This window comes from Mycobacterium sp. ENV421, assembly GCF_002887815.1.
In the GTDB taxonomy this organism is placed as follows: domain Bacteria; phylum Actinomycetota; class Actinomycetes; order Mycobacteriales; family Mycobacteriaceae; genus Mycobacterium.
Genome location: NZ_PDHO01000004.1, coordinates 1 through 18,385, shown reverse-complemented (window position 1 = coordinate 18,385; position 18,385 = coordinate 1). Strand labels below are relative to the sequence as shown.

Below are 18,385 nucleotides of genomic sequence, written 5' to 3'. Positions count from 1 at the left end.
CCCGATCGATTTGCCGGTCGAACGCCGACCGTGGTCAGTTGCGCGATAACGGCTCCGGCCGTCGCGCCATTCTGCCACGCTGTGGAGGGTCGACGCCGCGGGCTGGAGGGGAGCGCGTTGTCGCTTGTGAGTCGCCGCCTGCGTTGCGGGCTGTCTGCCGCGGTCGTCGCCGCGGCAGCGTTCAATGCGCTCGGCCTGTGGGGAGTGGCGACGGCGCTGCGGGTGCAATTCACCCTCGAGGCAATCGTGGGTGTGGCCGCCTTGGTGGTCGGCCTCGCCGTGATCCCGCGAGTGACCGGGCTGTCGCGGTGGTGGCGGACGACCCTGCTCGCCGCGGTCGCGATCTTCCTGGGGGCCGAACTCCTGTGGCAGCTGACAGGGCACGCCGACCGGAATGCGCCCGTGCCGTGGTTGACCGTGGCCGGCTATTTCGTCGGCGCGTTCTTCTTCTGCGCGGCGATGGTCCTGCTGATCCGCGCAGGCCGCGACCACGACCTGCCCCGCCGAGCGCCGGCGTGGCCACGGATCTTCACCACCCTGCTCGACGGACTGATCAGCGCACTGTCGTTCGCTCAGTTCATCTACCTGGCCCGGCCAGGGGCTGTGGACAGCAGTGCATTACCGCGATCGACCAGTACCGCGGTCATTTTCGGCATCGCCATCGTGGAACTCGTCGTGGTGATGGTCGCTGTTCTGCTCGCGATGTGGTACCCGCCGTACCGCTTGGGGCGGGCCAACTACATGTTGATCGCGGCTGCGGTGATCACCCTCGTCTCCGCTGATCGGCTGTTGGCCTACCTGCGCAGCGTCGAGGTGACGAACCTGGATCTATGGATCGGCACCGGGTTCGTGTTCGGGCCGCTGCTGATCGCGTGGAGCCTGCTCGAACTGCCGCCGCGCCCCCGCCCCGAGAACGAGCTGCCGACCAACTGGGCGCAGCTGACCTTGCCCTATGTGGGCTTCATGGGCAGTACTGCCCTCCTTGCGTTCCAGGTACTCGTCGGCCGCGGCATCGACATGTTCTTCGCGTCCACCTATCTCGCCCTGGCGTTGCTGGTGGCGACCCGCTATCTGGTTGCGATGCGCATCCAGCGGGTGCTGACCGCGCAGCTCGTCGACGCCAAGCGCCGCCTCGCTCATCAAGCGCATCATGACGCGTTGACGAATCTGCCCAACCGGTTGCTGCTGGCGCAGCGGCTGGACGACGCGATCCGGGATGGGCCGTTTGTGTTGATCTTCGTCGACATCGACGACTTCAAGGAGGTCAACGACCGGTTCGGGCACGCGGCCGGTGACGAGTTGCTGTGCGCGATCAGCGCCCGCCTGCGCAGCTGCCTGGGACGCGACGACACACTCGCTCGTATCGGGGGAGACGAGTTCGCCATCCTGATCGCCGGCGCCGTCGGAGCACCGGAGATCGTCGCCGACCAACTGCGACTCGCACTTCGGACTCCGTTCTCGGTGCACGGGACGTCGATCCGGGTACGGGCAAGCATGGGGCTCGTCAGCCCGGGGCATCACGGTCTGCCGCCGACGTCGGACGACCTACTCCGGCAGGCCGACATCTCGATGTACACCGGCAAACGAATGGGCAAGGACACCGCGGTGGTCTACCGGCCGCCGTTCAGCGTGTCGGAGGATTTCCCGACGGCACTCCGCCAGGCGAAGGGCGGAGTCCCGCAGGGCTTCCGACTGAAATATCAGCCCATCGTCGCACTCCCGCACGGCACGCCGGTCGCGGTGGAGGCGCTGGCGCGGTGGACCACGCCGAGCGGGATGCAGATCCCTCCGCAGACGTTCGTCTCGCTGGCCGAAGCCAACGGCCTGGGGGCGCAACTGGATTCGTTGGTCCTGGATCAGGCCTGCGCGCAGATCGCGGCGTCGGACCTGGACGTGGACGTCCACGTGAACATCGGTGCGGCGCGCCTCGGCAGCGCGGAATTCGAAGGCATCATCAGCCGCACGCTCGCTCGGCACGGGCTGCCCCCCGCCCGGCTCGTTTTGGAGATCACCGAGACCGTTCCGATCGTCGACCTGGCCGAGGGAGCGGCGGCCATCAGGCGGTTGAATGACCTCGGTATCAGAGTCGCTCTGGACGATTTCGGCGCCGGTTACAACTCGCTGACGTATCTGCACGAATTACCGGTACAGATCGTGAAGTTGGATCGCGGCCTCGCTCTGGGTGTCGACCCCGCGCGCAATCTCACCCTGTACCGGTCGGTCATCGGACTGTGTGAAGCGTTGAGTCTCAACGTCATCGCCGAAGGCATCGAAACCGCCGACCAGGCGGAGACCATATTCCTGGCCGGCTGCGGCCTGGCCCAGGGCCACCTGTTCGGGCGGGCGAAAGAGCTGTCCGATATCGGGGTGCCGTTGACCGCGTGGTAGCCGACTGCTGTGCGAGCGCCGAACAGCGCTTCCGCCCAGCGCTCAGGCCGCGGACTTCTCCAGGATGTGGACACCGCACGCCGACCCGAGCCCGATGACGTGGGCAAGCCCAACCTTGGCGTTCTCGATCTGACGATCGCCGGCCTCGCCGCGCAGATGGTGGCAGATCTCCCAGATGTTGGCGATGCCGGTCGCCGCGATCGGATGACCCTTGGACTGCAGACCACCGGACACATTGACCGGGGTCGAGCCGTCGCGCCAGGTGGCGCCGGAGTTGAAGAAGTCGGCGGCACCGCCTTCCTCGCACAGCATCAGGTTGTCGTAGTGGACCAGTTCAGCGGTCGCGAAGCAGTCGTGCAGCTCGACCAGGTCGAGGTCGCCGGGCCCGATGCCGGCCTGCTCGTAGGCGGTGGCGGCGGCGTTGCGCGTCAGGGTGTTGACGTTCGGAAGTACCTGGCAGCCCTCTTCGTAGGGGTCGGAGGTCAGCACCGACGCCGACACCTTCACCGCGCGCCGACGTTGTTCTGCCGACAGTGTTTTGAGGGTTTCGCCGTTGCACACGATCGCTGCCGCAGCGCCGTCACAGTTGGCCGAGCACATCGGGCGGGTGTTGGGGTAGGCGATCATGACGTCGTTCATGATCTGCTCCAGCGTGAAGCGCTTCTGGTAGGCCGCAAGCGGATTCAATGTCGAATGCGCGTGGTTCTTTTCGCTGATCTTGGCGAACAGCTCGAAGCTCGTGCCGCCGTACTTGTGGCCGTATTCGGTGCCGATCTGGGCGAACACTCCGGGCATGGCCTCGGTACCGATGCGCCCGTCGATCGGTGCGACGGCGCCGAAGCGTCCGGCCGGCTGCCAGACGTCGGAGTCGTCCTTTTTGCGACCGCCTGCGCCGAGAAGTCCAGCGCCCGAGAGCTTTTCCACACCGACTGCCATGCCGTAGCGAACCTCGCCGGCCTTGACCGCCATGATCGCGGTGCGCAGCGCGGTAGCCCCGGTGGCGCACGCGTTGGCGACGTTGTACACCGGGATCCCGGTCTGGCCGATCTGCTTCTGCAGCTGCTGGCCGATGCCGGCGCTGGCGTTCATCAGGTTGCCGGCGGCCAGCACGCCGATGTCGGCCATGGTCACGCCGGCGTCGGCGAGCGCGGCCATCGCGGCTTCCGCGGCCAGGTCGACGGCGTCCTTATCGGCATGCTTGCCGAATTTGGTCATCCGGATACCGAGGATGAAAATGTCGTCGCTGGCACTCATGGCATCTCCTTGGAACGGTGTGGTGGCGGGACTCAGGCCACGGGCTCGAAGCCGAAGCCGATGGCCTCGGTTCCTTCTGCGTCGGCGCCGAGTGAGTAGGTGCTCAGCCGCACCTTCATGCCGTCGTGGACGTGTTCGGGATCGGGTTCGACGTTGACGAGATTGGCACGCACTTGCGTGCCGTCGCAGTCGATGATCGACGCGACGAAGGGGACGGGCACGCCCGGTGCGGCGAAGGTGACGATGGTGAACGTGCGCACTGTGCCTTCGGTTGCCAGGGGGACGGTCCGAAAATCGGTGGCGAAACAGTTGGCGCAGGCGTTGCGCCGGTCGAAGAATCGGGCGCCGCACGCCGTGCATTCATGGGCCACGAGATGGGGTTCACCGTCGTCGAGCACGAGGTAGTCGACCATCGGGATGCGCTCGGCCATGTGAACCTCCGTTCGTAGGTCCCTGTGACGCTAGCGAAGGGGCGGCGGCCTCGACAGAGCGGGTGTGCCGACAGCTCAGCCGTAGGCCGAGTCCAGGAAGCGGTTGCGCACCTCTGCTGTCGGGATCGGGCAGGTGTCATGCCGGCCGCCGATCCGGTAACGCACGGCGGCGAACCGTTCGTAGAGCCAGTCGCGCGCGGCCCGCGGGATCACGTACGCCGTCAGTGTCAACCGCCACCAGCCGCCGAGATATGCCGCGACCTGCAGCAACGCCGTCGAGCGCAGGTACACGGTTTCGCTGGGTCGCCCGGCGTCGCGTACGAAGACCGCGGTGTCCGCACCGGCCAGCTCGGGGTGCCGAGCGATCATCTCGCGAGCGAAGTCGCTGTCCAACGCCGCGAAGCGCAGAGTCCCGCGCCGGTCGTGTCGAAGAATGGCGCGCACCGCGCTATTGCAGACCCCGCACACACCGTCGTAGAGCAGTACCGGCGCGGTGGGGGAGTTGTCTGTCGGTGTCATCACGACCTCCCTTGCCAACGCGGCGATTCGGCCTTCATCATCCCAAATCGGGCCGGGCTCAGGTCCGTTCTGTTCCTGACGTCACAGGGGTTCCGGCACCGAGGGGTTCCGGCGCATCGGTGACCATCCGCAACACGTCGTCGGCTGACAAGGGCACGCTGAAGTAGAAGCCCTGCACCACATCGCAGCCGAACTCGATGAGGCGCGCGGCGACGTCGGCGTCTTCGACACCCTCGGCGACGACGATCAAGCCCAGTTCGTGAGCGAGCGTGATCACCGCATGGACCACGGTCGCCACCCTGGCATCGTGCAGAATCTGGACGACGAGCCGCCGGTCCAGCTTCACCTCGTCGACCGGCAGCTCGCACAGATAGGACAGGGTGGAGTAGCCAGTCCCGAAGTCATCGATGGCGATACGAATTCCACTGCGGCGCAACTGGTTCAGAACTTCCCGAGTGCCTTCGATGTTGCCGAGTACCAGGTCTTCGGTGATCTCGACGGTCAGCGCACTGGCGGGCAGGTTCCGGTCCGCGAGCGCCCGACGGATGCGGGCGGGCAGATGCGGATCGGCAAGCAGCGGTGCCGACATGTTGACGGCGATCGGCAGATGCACCGCGGCCTGATGCCACCCCCGCGCAGCGTCGAGTGCGGTGTTGATCACCAGATCGGTGACCGGGCGCATCAGACCGTGATGGCGAACGAGTGGCAGGAATTCGTCGGGACTGAGCAGCCCGCGGCGATGGTGCGGCCAGCGCACCAGGGCCTCGACACCCACCATGTGGCCGGTGAGGAGGTCGAACTTGGGCTGATAGGCCAGCGTGAGCTCGACGGAGTCGATCGCTTGGCGTAGCTCACCCAACAGCTGGGCCGCGGCTGAATCCTCGGTGGACGGTGTGCTGCGCAACCGGTGGACCAGGCCGTCGTCGGGAGACGTGGCCACCTGCAGATCGGGGGTGAACCGGTGCACACCGTTGGTGCGGGTTTTCTTGGCCGCATACATGGCGGTGTCTGCGCGTTTGACCAGTTCTTCGGCGGATACCTCGGGTTCGTCGGCGCCCGCGACGGCCAGCCCGACGCTGGGTCGGATGAACAATTCCTGGCCATCGATGGCGAACGGCTTGTCGAAGGACTCGGCCACCCGCTGGGCGATCTGGTCGGCGTGCTTGTGCAGCGGGTCGTCGTCGACGAGGACGACGAACTCGTCGCCGCCCAGGCGGGCCACGGTGTCGCTGTTGCGGACACAACCCAGGATTCGTTCACCGGCCCGGTTCAGCAATTCATCGCCGGCTGGATGACCGAGTGTGTCGTTGACAAGCTTGAAATCGTTCAGGTCCAGGATGATCAGCGCCACCGCCCCGCTGTCCCGCTCGCGGCGCTGCATCGCCTCCTGGAGTCGGTCGGAGAACATCGCGCGGTTGGCCAGGCCCGTCAACGGATCACGCAGCGCCTGTTCGGCGACGGTGGCGAGCAGTCGGCGATTTTCCCGCACCGCCAGATACTGGCGGCCCAGAACCGCGAGCATCAGCAGCGTTCCGACCGTCCCTACCAACGGGGTTTGGAAGACGGTGGCCGGTTCGGCGGCGGCGACGATGCCGGCCAGGAGAAGTGGCGCGTAGGGGAACCAGACCGGAGCCCAGCCGGCCAGGCTGGCGCGTACGCGGGGCCGGCGAACCTCGTCACGGCTGGCGGTGGCCGCCACCATGATGAGCATCAGGCCGGCGACCCATCCGATGTCGATCAGGTTTCCGCTGGAGTAGTCGTTCTTCGCCGATAGGTAGGCAAAGCCGCTGTCGGACAGAGCAATGACAACCATCGCGATGGTCAACAGCGTCGACACCCCGCGCTGATCGTCGGCAGCGCGCAGCCACGCCATCGCCGCGATGGTGAGGACCACCACATCCGACAGCGGGTAGGCCAGGGAGATGATCACCGCCGGTGCGCCGTCCGAGCCGGCTGAGTAGATCGGGTTCAGGATCGTCACCCAGCTCACCAGAAAGAGCGACCCGGCCACGATCACCCCGTCGAGCAGTGTCCTGGCCCGTGACTGGCCGCTGTCGGCGGGGAACAGCAGCAGACCCACGCCGAAGCCGACCGGCATGATCAGATAGGCCGCGTCGGCCAGGGATGGGAACGGGGGTTCCTCGAGAGCGAGCTCGTAATAGGTCCACAGGATCTCGCCGAGTGCCCAGCCGACCATCCCGATCGTGATGGCAACCCACGCGGCCCGCAGCCTCCCGTGCACTGCTCGCGCCGCCAGGGCCGTGAACAACGCAGCGGGAACCGTCAGCAGCACGAACACGATGTCGTCGACGGCTTTGACGGCATCACCGTGCGATCTCCCGCTGAGAATCCAGACCACGAAGGTCGCGAAGATCACCGAGGTACCAATCGCGACCCGGGCGGTCTTGGGCATCGCGGCCCCTTCCTGCACCGCCCGGTGGCACAACTCTCCGGGACAACGTGAAGCCGCAGCCAGAATAGCGGACGTGCAAAGGAGTACAAAGGCAAATCACCGGTCAGAAGCTGGTCTAAACACCCGCTGGTGCATCAGCAGCAACGTTTCAGCTTTTCAACGTGTGGGTGGCTGGACGCGCAACCTCCGTCCCGTGCGCTAGACATGTGCCCGTGGACATCGACAACGCGGTGGCGGTGGTCACCGGAGCGGGCTCAGGCATCGGCAGGTCTGTCGCTGCGGCCCTGGCAGCGGGCGGCGCCTCGGTGGTGGTCGGCGACATCGACGCGGATTCGGCGGCTGACACCGCTGCGATGATCGGTGGCGTCGGGGTGGCGGCGGACGCGTCGAGCCGGGACGGAATCGCCGCCCTGCTCGATGCCGCGCGCGGGGCGTTCGGGCGAACGGACATCTACGTTGCCAACGCCGGTATCACCGGTGAAGCCGGACTCGGCGACGACGAAGCCGCCTGGGACCGGATCATCGACATCAACCTGCGTGCGCACATCCGGGCGGCCAAGGCAGTCATGCCGGAATGGGTTGCGCGGGGCAGTGGGCACTTCGTCGTCACCGCGTCGGCCGCCGGTCTGCTCACCCAACTCGGCGCCGCCCCCTACAGCGTGACCAAGCACGCTGCCGTCGGGTTCGCCGAATGGCTGGCGATTCGATACGGCGACAACGGGATTGGTGTGAGCTGCCTATGCCCGATGGGGGTGGACACCCCGCTGCTGCGGGGCATGTCCGACTCGCCGGACGAAGAGATCCGGGTGGCCGGCTCTGCGGTCACCAGTGCGGGCGAGGTGATCAGTCCGGACACCGTGGCAGCCCTCGTGGTTCAGGCGATCGTCGATGGGACGTTCCTGGTGCTGCCACACCCCGAGGTGCTGACGATGTACCGGCAGAAAGGCGCCGACTACGACCGCTGGATCGCCGGTATGCGCCGCTACCAACGCACCCTGCGGTAGCGGCAAGGCGACGACGTTTCGAGCGTGACGGCGCGGGGTAAGAATCCGCCAGCGTCGTCGACAGCCGACGTCGGACCGCGAGACGAAGGAAACCTGATGATTCCGTTCATCTGCCCGGCTTGCGGGCAACTCGACATCGACAGCCCCGACTGCGCATCCTGCGCCAGCGCCCAGGACGCCGCCTGAATCAGCGTGCCGCGAGCCACGGCTCGCGGGCGAAGACGTCCTCGACCATGGGCCGGAAGAACTCGAGCGGCCGGTGCTCGAACTGCGCGTCGAAACAGTTCTGGTCGTAGCTTTCACAGAACTCCACGGCGTCGCCGAACCACGGGTGCCCGCGATACCGCTCCCGGGCGTCCCGGAAGCCGCCCATGTGCGGCGCGTAGTAGTACTGCTGAAATTCGGGGTGCACCCGGACGATCCAGGCCACCTGTTCGGAGACGTACGGCGCTATGACGGCGGACGCGAACGCCCCGTGCGCATGGGGCGCATAGGTGTCGCCGATGTCGTGTAGCAGGGCCGCCACGACGTAGTCGGGCGGGCGACCGTCCTCGAAGGCGCGGGTCGCCGATTGCAGGGAATGATCGAGCCGGCTGATCGGGTAGGCCTGCTGTCCCTCGGCCAGGGCTTCCACCAGGGCCAGCACCCGGTCCACCAGTCCGGCGTTGTTGGCCGCTTCGGCCCGCTCGATCAGCGCATAGTCCTGCGCGGTGCCTTCGGCCATGGTGCGGTATGTCGCCCGGGTCGGCGCGCTCATCGTCGGCTCCTCTCGGGACGGCGTCCGGCCAAACCTAGCCGGGGCGTGTTTCGGCTAGGTGACGCGACGATCGCGCGCAGATGCCGTCACGGATGCAGGTTCCACTGGCCGACATCGGAGGCCAGGACGTCGTTGACGTCGACTTCCAGGCCGCCGACCAAAGGGCCGGGGTTCGACGCGGTGCTCACGATGCGCTGGTAGAGAACGGCGGCGGGGTGCACCCGGTTGCCGGACCACGCCTTGGTCTGCCAGGCCCACGCGCGGCCAGGCGTGCACGACCGCCCGATGACGCCGTCTGCCAACGCCCACTGGCACACGTCGATACCGCCGTAGACCCCCGTGCGCTGAACACCGAGCACCGAGTTGATCCCTCGAAACCATTGGAGTGCAACGCGATTCCATGTGTCGCGATTGATGTCCTCGTCGATGGTGAAGAATACCGGGGCACTCTGGCCGCCGCCGGCCGCGGTGTGCAGCTGCCAGGCGGTGCGTGCGTCGGCGACACCGCCGGCGTAACCGCGCAGGAAGTCCGACGGTGCTGTCCCACCTGGCTTTCCGTATTGGTAGTTGCTGACGATCACCAGACCCGCGGCGGTCAGCGACTGTGCGTAGGGCAGGGTGATCGGCTTGGCGCCGAACGACGAGCCCGGCCGTGAGGTCGAGACATAGTTGACCACCCCGGAGTGGCCGGCGGCACGGATGTGCTGGGCGGGGATCTGTTTGGCCGCGAAGTCGATCAGGGTGGGGGCCGCGGCGGCGGCCTCCGGCGTGCCCCAGCCCAGCGATGCGGCACCGAGGCCCGCCACGGCGCCGGCGAAGCGCAACGCGTCACGCCGGGTGACCGGACGGCCTGCGGCCGGGGGCAAATCGTGCATCGCGCGATGTTAACGATGTGACTGCCGTGAACGGTGTTCCCACGCTGATTGTTGTCTGTTTCAGGTCAAGATGAGCTTCGATCGTTACGCTAGGGCCGCAGAATCGCGGCGGGGGAGACGGTTTCGACGAATGCGCCTGCCGCTGCCTCGAGTTCCTCATCGACGGTGGCCAGTGCGTCTGCTTGCAGCTGCGTCAATGCGATGTACTCGGAGCGATAGGTGTCCGGCCAGTTCAGCGTGGCGGCGATCCGCCACGCACGATCCTGCAGCGCTCGATCACCGAGAAGGCGGATTCGAAGTCCCCGGATATCGTCGAGAACCTTCCGCCCGGTCCGTTCGTCGTAGTCGCCACGGCGCACCGAGCTGTAGACAAGTGCGAGCGCCTGTGAGCGGAGCAGGGTGGGGGCGGTGAGGCTGTGTTCCGGCGCAACGGTCCGTCCGCCGGTCGCGAGGTCGATGGCCACCTGTGCGTCGACGACGAAGACTGTCATCGGAACACCGTCGCACGGCCCTGCTCTATGCGCAGGAACAGCTCATCGGTTCATCGCCGGGCAACTGCCGTTGTCGGCCGGCCGCAGGCCGATCATGGTCGCCTGAAGCGTGCCGCCGCCATCCTTGGTGCCGCGCGCGTTGACGCACATTCCTTGCGCGATCGCCTGGACGTCGCCGGCAGCGCGCTTGGTGTAGGTGGTGGTACCGGCCAGGGTGACATTGGTGGGTGTGTTGCTCCCCGCCGCCGTCACGACCAGCGTGCCGCCACTGACCGAGGTCACCGTGCCGCGCACGCCACCGTGACCCGCGGAACCGGCCTGTTGACGGGCGCCGGCGAAGCATTGGCCGTCTCTCGGTGCGCTGACCGATATCGCCGCCGCCGTCACCGGACCGTCCGGCGCCGGGTTGCTGCCGCGGGCCGGACGCACAGAAACACAGCTGCCGACGGTGACGTCGGTGACCGCGGCCGGGGTCACCTCGGAGACCTTCGTCGCCGAGGTGAAGCCCACGTTGGACGTGACGTTCTTGTCGCTGACCACGGCCGTGCCGCCGTTGACCGACGTGATCAAACCCGACACGTGGTCCTTGGCACCGCCTTTCGACGGTGCGGAACCCGAGGTCGCCGGCGCCGTCGCGCTCGTCGACCCCGCTGCTTGTGTCGAGGAGGTCGCGGCGGTGGGAGAGGACCCGCATGCCGCCAGCGACAGTGCGGTGAGGCCGATCAGGATCGGCACCGCATGCCGACGCGTCAGTGATACCGGAACGGGGAGAGTCATGGGTCCACAGTCGGCCGCCGAACTTGGACTGCCCTTTACAGCCCGCATGAGTGAGCTGTGCGTTGCGGCTACCGCGGATAGCCTCGCCGCACGGCCCGCTCAAGGATGCCGAGTGTCGCGCGCAGTGCCGGCTCGCCGACGATCGGGAAAATCTTGGCGTCGCGCCAGTGCTGGTCGATGTCGGACCAGTCATAGAACGACGTGACCGCCGTACCGCCATCCGCGGGCTCCAGCCGGTAGCCGTACACGTGCCCGATATCGGGCTTCAGCTGGCCGAAAATCGTCCAGGCGATCAGCGTGTCCTGTTCGAACTGCGTGATCGACACGGTGACGTCGTACTTGCCCAACGGATAGTCGTTGAGCGATTCACGATCCATGTGCACGACGAAGCTGTCGCCGACCGCGCCGACGGACGACCCGTCGGCGTCCTGCAGCATGCCGGTGGCGTCGATCGCGACGTGCCCTTGCGGATCGCAGAGCACCGCGAAAATGTCTGCGGCAGGCGCGGGGATGAGTCGTTGAACCTCGATGCGTTCGCTCACGGATCGATCCTGTCACGCGCGGGACGACAGTAGGGCCCTGGTGTAGCCCGAACTGCGAACGGGCACTTGAAGGGCGTGGTGACGCCCGCCGAATGGTTCCTGACCCGCGATGAGCGGGGCAACCCTGCCACCCGGATACCAGCGTGGTCGGAGCGCAATCGCGTCGAACCTTTGATTCACGGTGCCACCTATTTCGAGCGACTCGCCGCCGAGGTGGAGGCGCTGCAGGCGGGTGACTATGTCTTCTTCACCGACTGGCGTGGCGATCCCGACGAACTCCTGCGCGACGGCGGACCGACGATCCGCGAATTGTTCTGTCAGGCCGCGCAACGGGGGGTGGTGGTCAAGGGGCTGGTGTGGCGGTCGCATCTGGACAAGTTCCAGTACAGCGAGGAGGAGAACGAGCACCTGGGCGAGGCCATCGAAGCGGCAGGGGGCGAAGTGCTGCTGGACCAGCGCGTGCGGGCCGGCGGCTCGCATCACCAGAAATTGGTCGTGATTCGGCATCCTGAAGCGCCGCAACGGGATATCGCGTTCGCGGGTGGCATCGACCTGTGCCATTCCCGCCGCGATGACGAGTCGCACGACGGCGACCCCCAGGCGGTGCAGATGGCCGATATCTATGGGAGCACTCCGCCGTGGCATGACGTACAACTGCAGATCCGCGGTCCGGCCGTCGGCGCCCTCGACACCACATTTCGGGAGCGCTGGAACGACCGCACGCCGCCCGACGCGTTGTCGCCGGTGGCATGGGTGATGGACAAGCTACGCGGCGCCGACCTTTCGCCGGGACGGCTGCCGGATCAGCCGCCGGATCCGCCGGAATGCGGACCCCATGCCGTACAGGTTCTGCGTACCTACCCGGACGCACATTTCCGGTACGACTTCGCACCCCGCGGAGAGAGAAGCATCGCGCGTGCGTACAACAAGGTGGTACCCCGAGCCCGCCGCCTGATCTACGTCGAGGACCAGTACCTGTGGTCGGCACGAGTGGCCACATTGTTCGCGCAGGCACTGCGCGAGAACCCGGATCTGCATCTGGTGGCGGTCATTCCGCGCCATCCTGACGTCGACGGCCGATTGGGCCTGCCGCCGAATCTGGTCGGCCGCTGGCAGGCGATTGCGACATGTCAGGCCGCGAGTGCCGAGCGTGTCCACATCTTCGATGTCGAGAATCACCGCGGGACACCGGTGTACGTGCATGCGAAGGTCTGCGTGATCGACGACATCTGGGCTTGCGTCGGCAGCGACAACCTCAATCGGCGGTCATGGACCCATGACAGCGAATTATCCTGTGCTGTACTCGATTCCGAAGGAACGTTCGCACGCGACCTCAGGCTGCGGCTATTGCGTGAGCATTTGGACCGGCCGGCCGACGGTAGCCAGGACGGAAATCTGACCGACCCGGTCACCGCGATACGTGACATCACCGCCGCGGCCGAGGCGCTGGAGGGGTGGTACCAGTCAGGATGCCAGGGCGAGAGGCCACCGGGCCGCCTGCGGCCGCACCGGCCGGAGCGCCTGAGTTGGCGAACCCGCGCGTGGGCAGAACCCTTGTACCGCGTGATCTATGACCCGGACGGGCGCTCGTATCGCGACCGGCTGCGTGATCGGCTGTAGAGCGGCGTAGGGAGCGCCGGGATTTCACTGGGGGCGTTCACGCGACACTGCTGACGATCGCGATCACCAGGCCGAGAAGGGTCAGCAACCCGACCATCACCGTGGCGGCGATCGCCCGGCCCCGTCGGTGCCGACGTACGTCGTAGATCGCCACCGCGATGCCGGCGAAGATCAATGCTGCATAGACCGCCAGTCCAATCGTCAGCGCCGCCGTCGACGCGGCACTGGCCAAAATCACGTTGTGCACGCCGTGCAGCCTACGAGGTAGTCAGAGACCGAGGTCAGACAGGCTCGGATGATCTGCCGGTCGTGGCGCGCTGCGGTCCCAGAAGAACTTTCGCTCACTGTCGTCGATCCGCAGATCGTTGATGCTGGCGTGACGACGTGTCATCAGGCCGTACTCATCGAAGAGCCAGTTCTCGTTGCCGTAGGCCCGGAACCATTGACCAGAATCATCGTGGTACTCGTAGGCGAAGCGGACCGCGATGCGGTCGTCACTGTGCGCCCACAACTCTTTGATGAGTCGGTATTCGTGTTCGCGGTCCCACTTTCCGCTCAAGAACTCGACGATCTGTGCACGGCCCGTCACGAACACAGACCGGTTACGCCAGACGCTGTCCACCGAATATCCCTGCGCCACGACCTGCGGATCGCAGGTATTCCAGGCATTCTCAGCCAGCCGGGCCTTCTGAACGGCGAGTTCATCAGTGAACGGTGGAACTGGAGGCTTGGACGTCGTGGCAGAGGCCGTCGTCATGGTCGTCTCTCACTTTCTTGGGTTGATCGAATGGGATGCCTATGTAGACGAAGCTGTCTACATGACCGAAACCGTAACCCATGTAGACAACTCTGTCTACATGGCATGGTGCATATGTGGACAGATCTGTCTACAATCGCGGAGTGAGCATCGCCGAGACTCTTGATCCGGAGATCGATCTGCCGGCCCTCCCGGCCCGGGATCGGATACTGGCCACCGCGTACCGACTGTTCTACCGCGAGGGAATTCGGGCGACCGGTATCGACAAGGTGATAGCGGAAGCCGGCGTCACCAAAGTGACTTTCTATCGCCACTTTCCAAGCAAAGACGCACTGATCGTTGCGTATTTGGAACTGCGACATCGTCGTTGGATGGACTGGTTTGTCGATGCTCTCGATCGCCACGCAGGCAATCGTCGCCGACCCCCGGTGGTAGCTGCGGTCGAGGAATGGCTGACGGCAGACTCGTTCCGTGGGTGCGCGTTCCTGAACAGCGTCAGCGAGCTCGGCGCCGAATTGCCCGAGGTTCACGCCATCACGGCACGGCACAAGGCAGACGTGGTCGCGGCGATCAAGGAGACGCTCCCGCCGGGGGCGAATCGAACCCGGACGGCGCAGGCGCTCGGCGTGGCACTTGATGGCGCCGTCGTGCATGCCCAGTATCAGCGTGACGCCACAGCGGCGGTGAAAGCACTGGCGACGATCGCGTCGACGCTGGGCCGCGCTAGTTAGCCCCCAGCACCGCGTCGACGGCGGTGCAGAGCGTCTCGGTTTCGGCCTGCAGAACCGATACTGCGGACGGCAGCGCGCGTTGTACAGATAGACCGTTGAGAACGGTGAGTAGGAACCGCACCTTCTGTGCGAAACCCTCTCGGGGAAGCGCACCTTCGTCGGCCAGCACGCCCAGCCAGTACTCGACACGACCTGCCGACGCACGTTCGTGCGCGAGATACGCCGAACGGATTTTATCGTCAGGTTCGGGTGCGATGAAGTGCTGATACGCAGCACCCCAAGCCTTTCGGGCTTCGTCACCGACCCCGGCCGCTGACAGCACCTGCCGTAGGCAGTCGACCAACCGGTCCCGAGCTGGCCGAGACGAGTCGCGGATCGGATCGTCGGGGATGAAGTGCTCATAAATTCTGGTGAGCACTTCATCCTGGAGCGCGCGCTGGGTGGGGAAGTGGAATCTCAGCGATCCTGTGCTCACGCCGGCGCGCGCCGCGACCGCGCGAACGCTGAGAGTGGTGGTCACGTCTTCGGCGATCATCTCGGCCGCCGCTGTGAGAATGCGTTCTCGCGCGTGCATGGGGAGTCCTCCTTCGGCGGGGATCCCGCGCAGATCACTGTACTAGCACACTGTGTTACTTTCGACTAATACAGTGTGTTAGTGCAGGACGAGAGGACCGTATGACCATCCGACAGTGGCGCCCGTTCCGTATCGTCGCCGACAATGCCAGGGCCTACCTGGTGGCGAATGTGGGCGTCTACGGCGTGCTTCTCGTCGGCTTCGGGCTCGGGCTGGCTTTCCCGCAACTCAGCGAGGCGCAGCACAGACGGTTACAGGATGACGGGACAGCCGATCTCGTCCAGTCGCTGATCACCAACCCCTGGCTGTTCGCACTGACGATCCTGGCGGTCAACACACTCCGGATGGGCGTGCTGACCATCGTTGCGCCGTCATTGATCGTGCCGTTCGCCGGTGTCGCGCTGTTCGCCTATTGGGCCGTAACGACGGGGATGACGCTCGTCCCGGTGACCGATATCGGCTGGGTGGCCCTGATACCGCACACGCTGACAGTGGTCGTCGAACTTCAGGCCTACCTGCTGATGCTGCTGGGTGTCTATCTGCTCGGCAGGGGCTGGGTGAGCCCCCGGACCGTCGGCGCCGACAACCGCCGCCAGGGCTATCTTCGTGGGCTGCAGGATCTCGCCTGGCTGGCGCTGCCGGCGCTGGCTCTGCTGGTCGTCGGTGCGGTGTACGAGGCGTTCTCGTTGCGCTACCTGGTGCATCCGCTGGCCTACTGGCTGCTGTAGCGGAAGGCGCTACGTTCGCACACGAAACCGGTTCGCCCGCAAGGGGAGTGGCGCGAGCTGAAACGGGTGAGCTCGCGCGGGCGGATGGCCCCGCGCTGTGATTCCACCCACTCGATACCAACTCTTCCCTCACTGGAGAGTAGGGTTCAATCCCGATCGTTGTCCCGCAGCGCGGCCCACCGGGCGCGTCCGACTGGCATTACGGTGCCTAGATATCGAATGAGATCCATGAATTCGCAGCCGATTTCGCCTGCTTCCACCGTGCGCGAAGCCAGTACCGACCCTTCTTCGTCGGTGCTGGCGGCGCTGCGATCGCCGAGACGCCTCAAAACGGAGGTGCTTGCCGGTCTGGTCGTCGCGCTGGCACTGATTCCCGAGGCCATCTCGTTCTCCATCATCGCCGGCGTAGACCCCCGTGTCGGGCTGTTCGCGTCGTTCACCATGGCCGTGACGATCGCGATCACCGGCGGCCGTCCTGCCATGATCTCCGCGGCCACCGGCAGTATCGCCTTGGTGATCGCGCCGCTGACCCGAGAGCACGGCCTGGACTACCTCGTCGTCGCCGTATTGCTCGGCGGCGCATTGCAGATCGTGCTCGGTCTGCTCGGGGTGGCGCGATTGATGCGGTTCGTGCCTCGCAGCGTCATGGTGGGATTCGTCAATGCCTTGGCGATCCTGATCTTCTTGTCGCAGCTGCCGTACCTCATCGGCGTCCCTGTTCTGGTCTATCCGTTCGTCGCAGTCGGGCTGATCATCATGGTGTTCCTGCCGCGGCTGACGACCGCCATACCGGCGCCTCTGATCGCCATCGTGATCCTCACCGCGACTGTGCTCGCGTTCAAGATCCACATCCCCAACGTCGGGGACCAGGGAAAACTGCCCACCAGTCTGCCGTCCCTGTTCATCCCGCACGTCCCGCTCAATCTCGACACCTTGTCGATCGTCGCGCCCTACGCACTGGCGGTGGCGCTGGTCGGGCTGCTGGAGTCGTTGCTCACCGCCAAGCTGGTCGACGACATCACCGACACGCACAGCGACAAATCCCGGGAAAGCTGGGGGCAGGGCATCGCCAATATGGTGACCGGCTTGTTCGGCGGCATGGGTGGTTGCGCGATGATCGGCCAGACGATGATCAACGTCAAGGTCGCCGGCGCCCGCACCCGCATCTCGACGTTCCTCGCGGGCCTGTTCTTGCTCGGACTGGTCGTCGGCCTGCGCGACGTTGTCGGCACCATCCCGATGGCCGCCCTCGTGGCCGTCATGATCATGGTGTCGGTCGGAACCATGGACTGGCACAGCATCTCTCCGGCCACCCTGCGGCGGATGCCGCGCAGCGAGACTCTGGTCATGCTCACCACCGTGGCCGTCACGGTGGCCACCAACAACCTGGCCTACGGCGTGATCGTCGGGGCGCTGACCGCGATGGTCCTCTTCGCCCGCCGCGTCGCCCACCTGGTGACCGTGGTGAAGGAGGAGGAGCCGAATGGTGCGCCTGATACCGCTGTCTATCGCGTGACCGGTGAACTGTTCTTCGCCTCGAGCAACGACCTTGTCTACCAGTTCAACTACACCGACGATCCGACCAACATCGTCATCGACATGTCCGGCTCCCACATCTGGGACGCCTCGACCGTCGCCGCCCTCGACGCGGTGACAAGCAAATACCGCGCGAAGGGCAAACACGTCGATATCGTTGGCTTGAACACCGATTCCGCCGACCGTCACGACCGACTCTCGGGAACGCTCGGAGCAAGCCATTGACCGACACACACATGCAGATCGGGCAAGTCGCCAGCCGCACTGAGCTTTCCGTCAGCACGGTGCGTCATTACGACGAAGTGGGTCTGGTCACGCCCTCTGCACGCTCCGCCGGGGGATTCCGCCTCTACACCGACACCGACGTGGACCGGTTGCTCGTCATCCGCCGGATGAAACCACTCGGGTTCACTCTGACCGAGATGAAAGACCTCCTGGACTCACTCGACGTGCTGGGCGATGCGGGAGCACCTGCCGATCGACGCACCGCCGCCGCGCGCTTACTGCATGATTTCCAAGTCAAGACGCAGGAAAGCGCTGCAAAATTACGCAAGCAGCTTGCCTACGCCGAAGAACTCAGCGAGTTGCTCGTCTCCCGAGCAGCCGGAATCGACCACGAACAGCGCGGGTAGCGGACGTCCGGTCTCAATGTTGTTGTCATCCGTCAGCTGCAGAAATGCCATGTTGAGTGAGACGATCGTGGTCCTGTTCGTCTCAGTGAACTTGTCATCTCCGTGATGACAGGGGAGTCACGGCCTACCATTCCGGCAGGGGATGTTTTTCTACTTCCGCATCTACGGGCCTCAGACGGAGGCATCCAACGGGGACTGGCGGCCTGGCGACTTCCGCATTATCAGCTGACCAACTGAACGCGGAACACGGTTGCGGTGGTGGGCGGCCAGACCCAGCGAACCGTCATCGATGAAGGTCACGTCTTAGCCTGAAACCGTGGACGGGTGATTTCGTGTTGCCCGTTGACGTGGTTGTT

At 65.6% G+C, this 18,385-nt stretch carries 19 protein-coding genes; 7 read left to right on the top strand and 12 right to left on the bottom strand.

Annotated elements, in window-relative coordinates:
• The first annotated feature begins 126 nt into the window (after nucleotides 1–126).
• Nucleotides 127–2,388, top strand: coding sequence for a putative bifunctional diguanylate cyclase/phosphodiesterase (locus CRM90_RS06335; RefSeq protein WP_233209193.1), 2,262 nt, complete (start codon nucleotides 127–129; stop codon nucleotides 2,386–2,388).
• 42 nt (nucleotides 2,389–2,430) lie between these two features.
• On the opposite strand, the gene CRM90_RS06330 is transcribed toward CRM90_RS06335, so the two are convergent.
• From CRM90_RS06330 to CRM90_RS06315, 4 genes are all read right to left on the bottom strand, one after another.
• Nucleotides 2,431–3,642 (bottom strand): thiolase family protein, encoded by a 1,212-nt coding sequence (locus CRM90_RS06330; RefSeq protein ID WP_102806167.1) that lies wholly within the window; start codon nucleotides 3,640–3,642, stop codon nucleotides 2,431–2,433.
• Between the two features lie 32 nt (nucleotides 3,643–3,674).
• Nucleotides 3,675–4,073, bottom strand: a complete 399-nt coding sequence (locus CRM90_RS06325; protein ID WP_102806166.1) for a Zn-ribbon domain-containing OB-fold protein — start codon at nucleotides 4,071–4,073, stop codon at nucleotides 3,675–3,677.
• A gap of 75 nt (nucleotides 4,074–4,148) precedes the next feature.
• Nucleotides 4,149–4,592 (bottom strand): thiol-disulfide oxidoreductase DCC family protein, encoded by a 444-nt coding sequence (locus CRM90_RS06320; protein ID WP_102806165.1) that lies wholly within the window; start codon nucleotides 4,590–4,592, stop codon nucleotides 4,149–4,151.
• A 58-nt stretch (nucleotides 4,593–4,650) separates the two neighbouring features.
• Nucleotides 4,651–7,005: a putative bifunctional diguanylate cyclase/phosphodiesterase gene (locus CRM90_RS06315; RefSeq protein WP_102806458.1), complete on the bottom strand. Its 2,355-nt coding sequence runs from the start codon at nucleotides 7,003–7,005 to the stop codon at nucleotides 4,651–4,653.
• Nucleotides 7,006–7,217: 212 nt separating this feature from the next.
• Here CRM90_RS06315 and CRM90_RS06310 point away from each other — a divergent pair, with 212 nt between their 5' ends.
• Nucleotides 7,218–8,009 carry an SDR family oxidoreductase gene (locus CRM90_RS06310; protein ID WP_102806164.1) on the top strand — a complete coding sequence of 264 codons (792 nt, stop codon included), beginning with the start codon at nucleotides 7,218–7,220 and terminating at the stop codon, nucleotides 8,007–8,009.
• Between the two features lie 187 nt (nucleotides 8,010–8,196).
• On the opposite strand, the gene CRM90_RS06305 is transcribed toward CRM90_RS06310, so the two are convergent.
• From CRM90_RS06305 to CRM90_RS06285, 5 genes are all read right to left on the bottom strand, one after another.
• Nucleotides 8,197–8,766, bottom strand: coding sequence for an HD domain-containing protein (locus CRM90_RS06305; RefSeq protein WP_102806163.1), 570 nt, complete (start codon nucleotides 8,764–8,766; stop codon nucleotides 8,197–8,199).
• 86 nt (nucleotides 8,767–8,852) lie between these two features.
• On the bottom strand, nucleotides 8,853–9,641 hold the full coding sequence (locus CRM90_RS06300; RefSeq protein ID WP_102806162.1) for a DUF1906 domain-containing protein: 789 nt from the start codon (nucleotides 9,639–9,641) through the stop codon (nucleotides 8,853–8,855).
• Nucleotides 9,642–9,730: 89 nt separating this feature from the next.
• Nucleotides 9,731–10,132 (bottom strand): type II toxin-antitoxin system VapC family toxin, encoded by a 402-nt coding sequence (locus tag CRM90_RS06295; RefSeq protein ID WP_102806161.1) that lies wholly within the window; start codon nucleotides 10,130–10,132, stop codon nucleotides 9,731–9,733.
• A 42-nt stretch (nucleotides 10,133–10,174) separates the two neighbouring features.
• Nucleotides 10,175–10,909, bottom strand: a complete 735-nt coding sequence (locus CRM90_RS06290) for a DUF5666 domain-containing protein (RefSeq protein ID WP_102806160.1) — start codon at nucleotides 10,907–10,909, stop codon at nucleotides 10,175–10,177.
• A 68-nt stretch (nucleotides 10,910–10,977) separates the two neighbouring features.
• Nucleotides 10,978–11,451, bottom strand: coding sequence for an SRPBCC family protein (locus tag CRM90_RS06285; protein ID WP_102806159.1), 474 nt, complete (start codon nucleotides 11,449–11,451; stop codon nucleotides 10,978–10,980).
• A 78-nt stretch (nucleotides 11,452–11,529) separates the two neighbouring features.
• On the opposite strand from CRM90_RS06285, the gene CRM90_RS06280 reads away from it, so the two are divergent.
• The gene (locus tag CRM90_RS06280) at nucleotides 11,530–13,071 is read left to right on the top strand and encodes a phospholipase D family protein (protein ID WP_502693237.1); all 1,542 of its coding nucleotides are present in this window, start codon (nucleotides 11,530–11,532) and stop codon (nucleotides 13,069–13,071) included.
• A 37-nt stretch (nucleotides 13,072–13,108) separates the two neighbouring features.
• On the opposite strand, the gene CRM90_RS06275 is transcribed toward CRM90_RS06280, so the two are convergent.
• Nucleotides 13,109–13,318 carry a hypothetical protein gene (locus tag CRM90_RS06275; RefSeq protein ID WP_102806157.1) on the bottom strand — a complete coding sequence of 70 codons (210 nt, stop codon included), beginning with the start codon at nucleotides 13,316–13,318 and terminating at the stop codon, nucleotides 13,109–13,111.
• 21 nt (nucleotides 13,319–13,339) lie between these two features.
• Nucleotides 13,340–13,828, bottom strand: coding sequence for a nuclear transport factor 2 family protein (locus tag CRM90_RS06270; RefSeq protein WP_102806156.1), 489 nt, complete (start codon nucleotides 13,826–13,828; stop codon nucleotides 13,340–13,342).
• 143 nt (nucleotides 13,829–13,971) lie between these two features.
• Here CRM90_RS06270 and CRM90_RS06265 point away from each other — a divergent pair, with 143 nt between their 5' ends.
• Nucleotides 13,972–14,559 (top strand): TetR/AcrR family transcriptional regulator, encoded by a 588-nt coding sequence (locus CRM90_RS06265; RefSeq protein WP_102806155.1) that lies wholly within the window; start codon nucleotides 13,972–13,974, stop codon nucleotides 14,557–14,559.
• On the opposite strand, the gene CRM90_RS06260 is transcribed toward CRM90_RS06265, so the two are convergent.
• On the bottom strand, nucleotides 14,552–15,133 hold the full coding sequence (locus CRM90_RS06260) for a TetR/AcrR family transcriptional regulator (protein WP_102806154.1): 582 nt from the start codon (nucleotides 15,131–15,133) through the stop codon (nucleotides 14,552–14,554). The genes CRM90_RS06265 and CRM90_RS06260 overlap by 8 nt on opposite strands.
• A 101-nt stretch (nucleotides 15,134–15,234) precedes the next feature.
• Here CRM90_RS06260 and CRM90_RS06255 point away from each other — a divergent pair, with 101 nt between their 5' ends.
• The 3 genes from CRM90_RS06255 (at nucleotide 15,235) to CRM90_RS06245 (ending at nucleotide 18,029) form a co-directional block, all read left to right on the top strand.
• On the top strand, nucleotides 15,235–15,861 hold the full coding sequence (locus CRM90_RS06255) for a stage II sporulation protein M (RefSeq protein WP_102806153.1): 627 nt from the start codon (nucleotides 15,235–15,237) through the stop codon (nucleotides 15,859–15,861).
• A gap of 228 nt (nucleotides 15,862–16,089) precedes the next feature.
• Entirely contained in the window at nucleotides 16,090–17,622 is a 1,533-nt protein-coding gene (locus CRM90_RS06250) for a SulP family inorganic anion transporter (protein ID WP_102806152.1), read from the top strand.
• Nucleotides 17,623–17,633: 11 nt separating this feature from the next.
• Complete coding sequence (locus tag CRM90_RS06245) at nucleotides 17,634–18,029, top strand: MerR family transcriptional regulator (protein WP_102806151.1); 396 nt, start codon at nucleotides 17,634–17,636, stop codon at nucleotides 18,027–18,029.
• The last annotated feature ends 356 nt before the right edge of the window (nucleotides 18,030–18,385 follow it).

Coding starts and splice junctions, on each gene's coding strand:
- CRM90_RS06330 (WP_102806167.1), bottom strand. CDS start 3,642: ATGAGTGCCAGCGACGACATTTTCATCCTCGGTATCCGGATGACCAAA.
- CRM90_RS06325 (WP_102806166.1), bottom strand. CDS start 4,073: ATGGCCGAGCGCATCCCGATGGTCGACTACCTCGTGCTCGACGACGGT.
- CRM90_RS06320 (WP_102806165.1), bottom strand. CDS start 4,592: ATGACACCGACAGACAACTCCCCCACCGCGCCGGTACTGCTCTACGAC.
- CRM90_RS06315 (WP_102806458.1), bottom strand. CDS start 7,005: ATGCCCAAGACCGCCCGGGTCGCGATTGGTACCTCGGTGATCTTCGCG.
- CRM90_RS06305 (WP_102806163.1), bottom strand. CDS start 8,766: ATGAGCGCGCCGACCCGGGCGACATACCGCACCATGGCCGAAGGCACC.
- CRM90_RS06300 (WP_102806162.1), bottom strand. CDS start 9,641: ATGCACGATTTGCCCCCGGCCGCAGGCCGTCCGGTCACCCGGCGTGAC.
- CRM90_RS06295 (WP_102806161.1), bottom strand. CDS start 10,132: ATGACAGTCTTCGTCGTCGACGCACAGGTGGCCATCGACCTCGCGACC.
- CRM90_RS06290 (WP_102806160.1), bottom strand. CDS start 10,909: ATGACTCTCCCCGTTCCGGTATCACTGACGCGTCGGCATGCGGTGCCG.
- CRM90_RS06270 (WP_102806156.1), bottom strand. CDS start 13,828: ATGACGACGGCCTCTGCCACGACGTCCAAGCCTCCAGTTCCACCGTTC.
- CRM90_RS06260 (WP_102806154.1), bottom strand. CDS start 15,133: ATGCACGCGCGAGAACGCATTCTCACAGCGGCGGCCGAGATGATCGCC.
- CRM90_RS06255 (WP_102806153.1), top strand. CDS start 15,235: ATGACCATCCGACAGTGGCGCCCGTTCCGTATCGTCGCCGACAATGCC.
- CRM90_RS06250 (WP_102806152.1), top strand. CDS start 16,090: ATGAATTCGCAGCCGATTTCGCCTGCTTCCACCGTGCGCGAAGCCAGT.
- CRM90_RS06245 (WP_102806151.1), top strand. CDS start 17,634: ATGCAGATCGGGCAAGTCGCCAGCCGCACTGAGCTTTCCGTCAGCACG.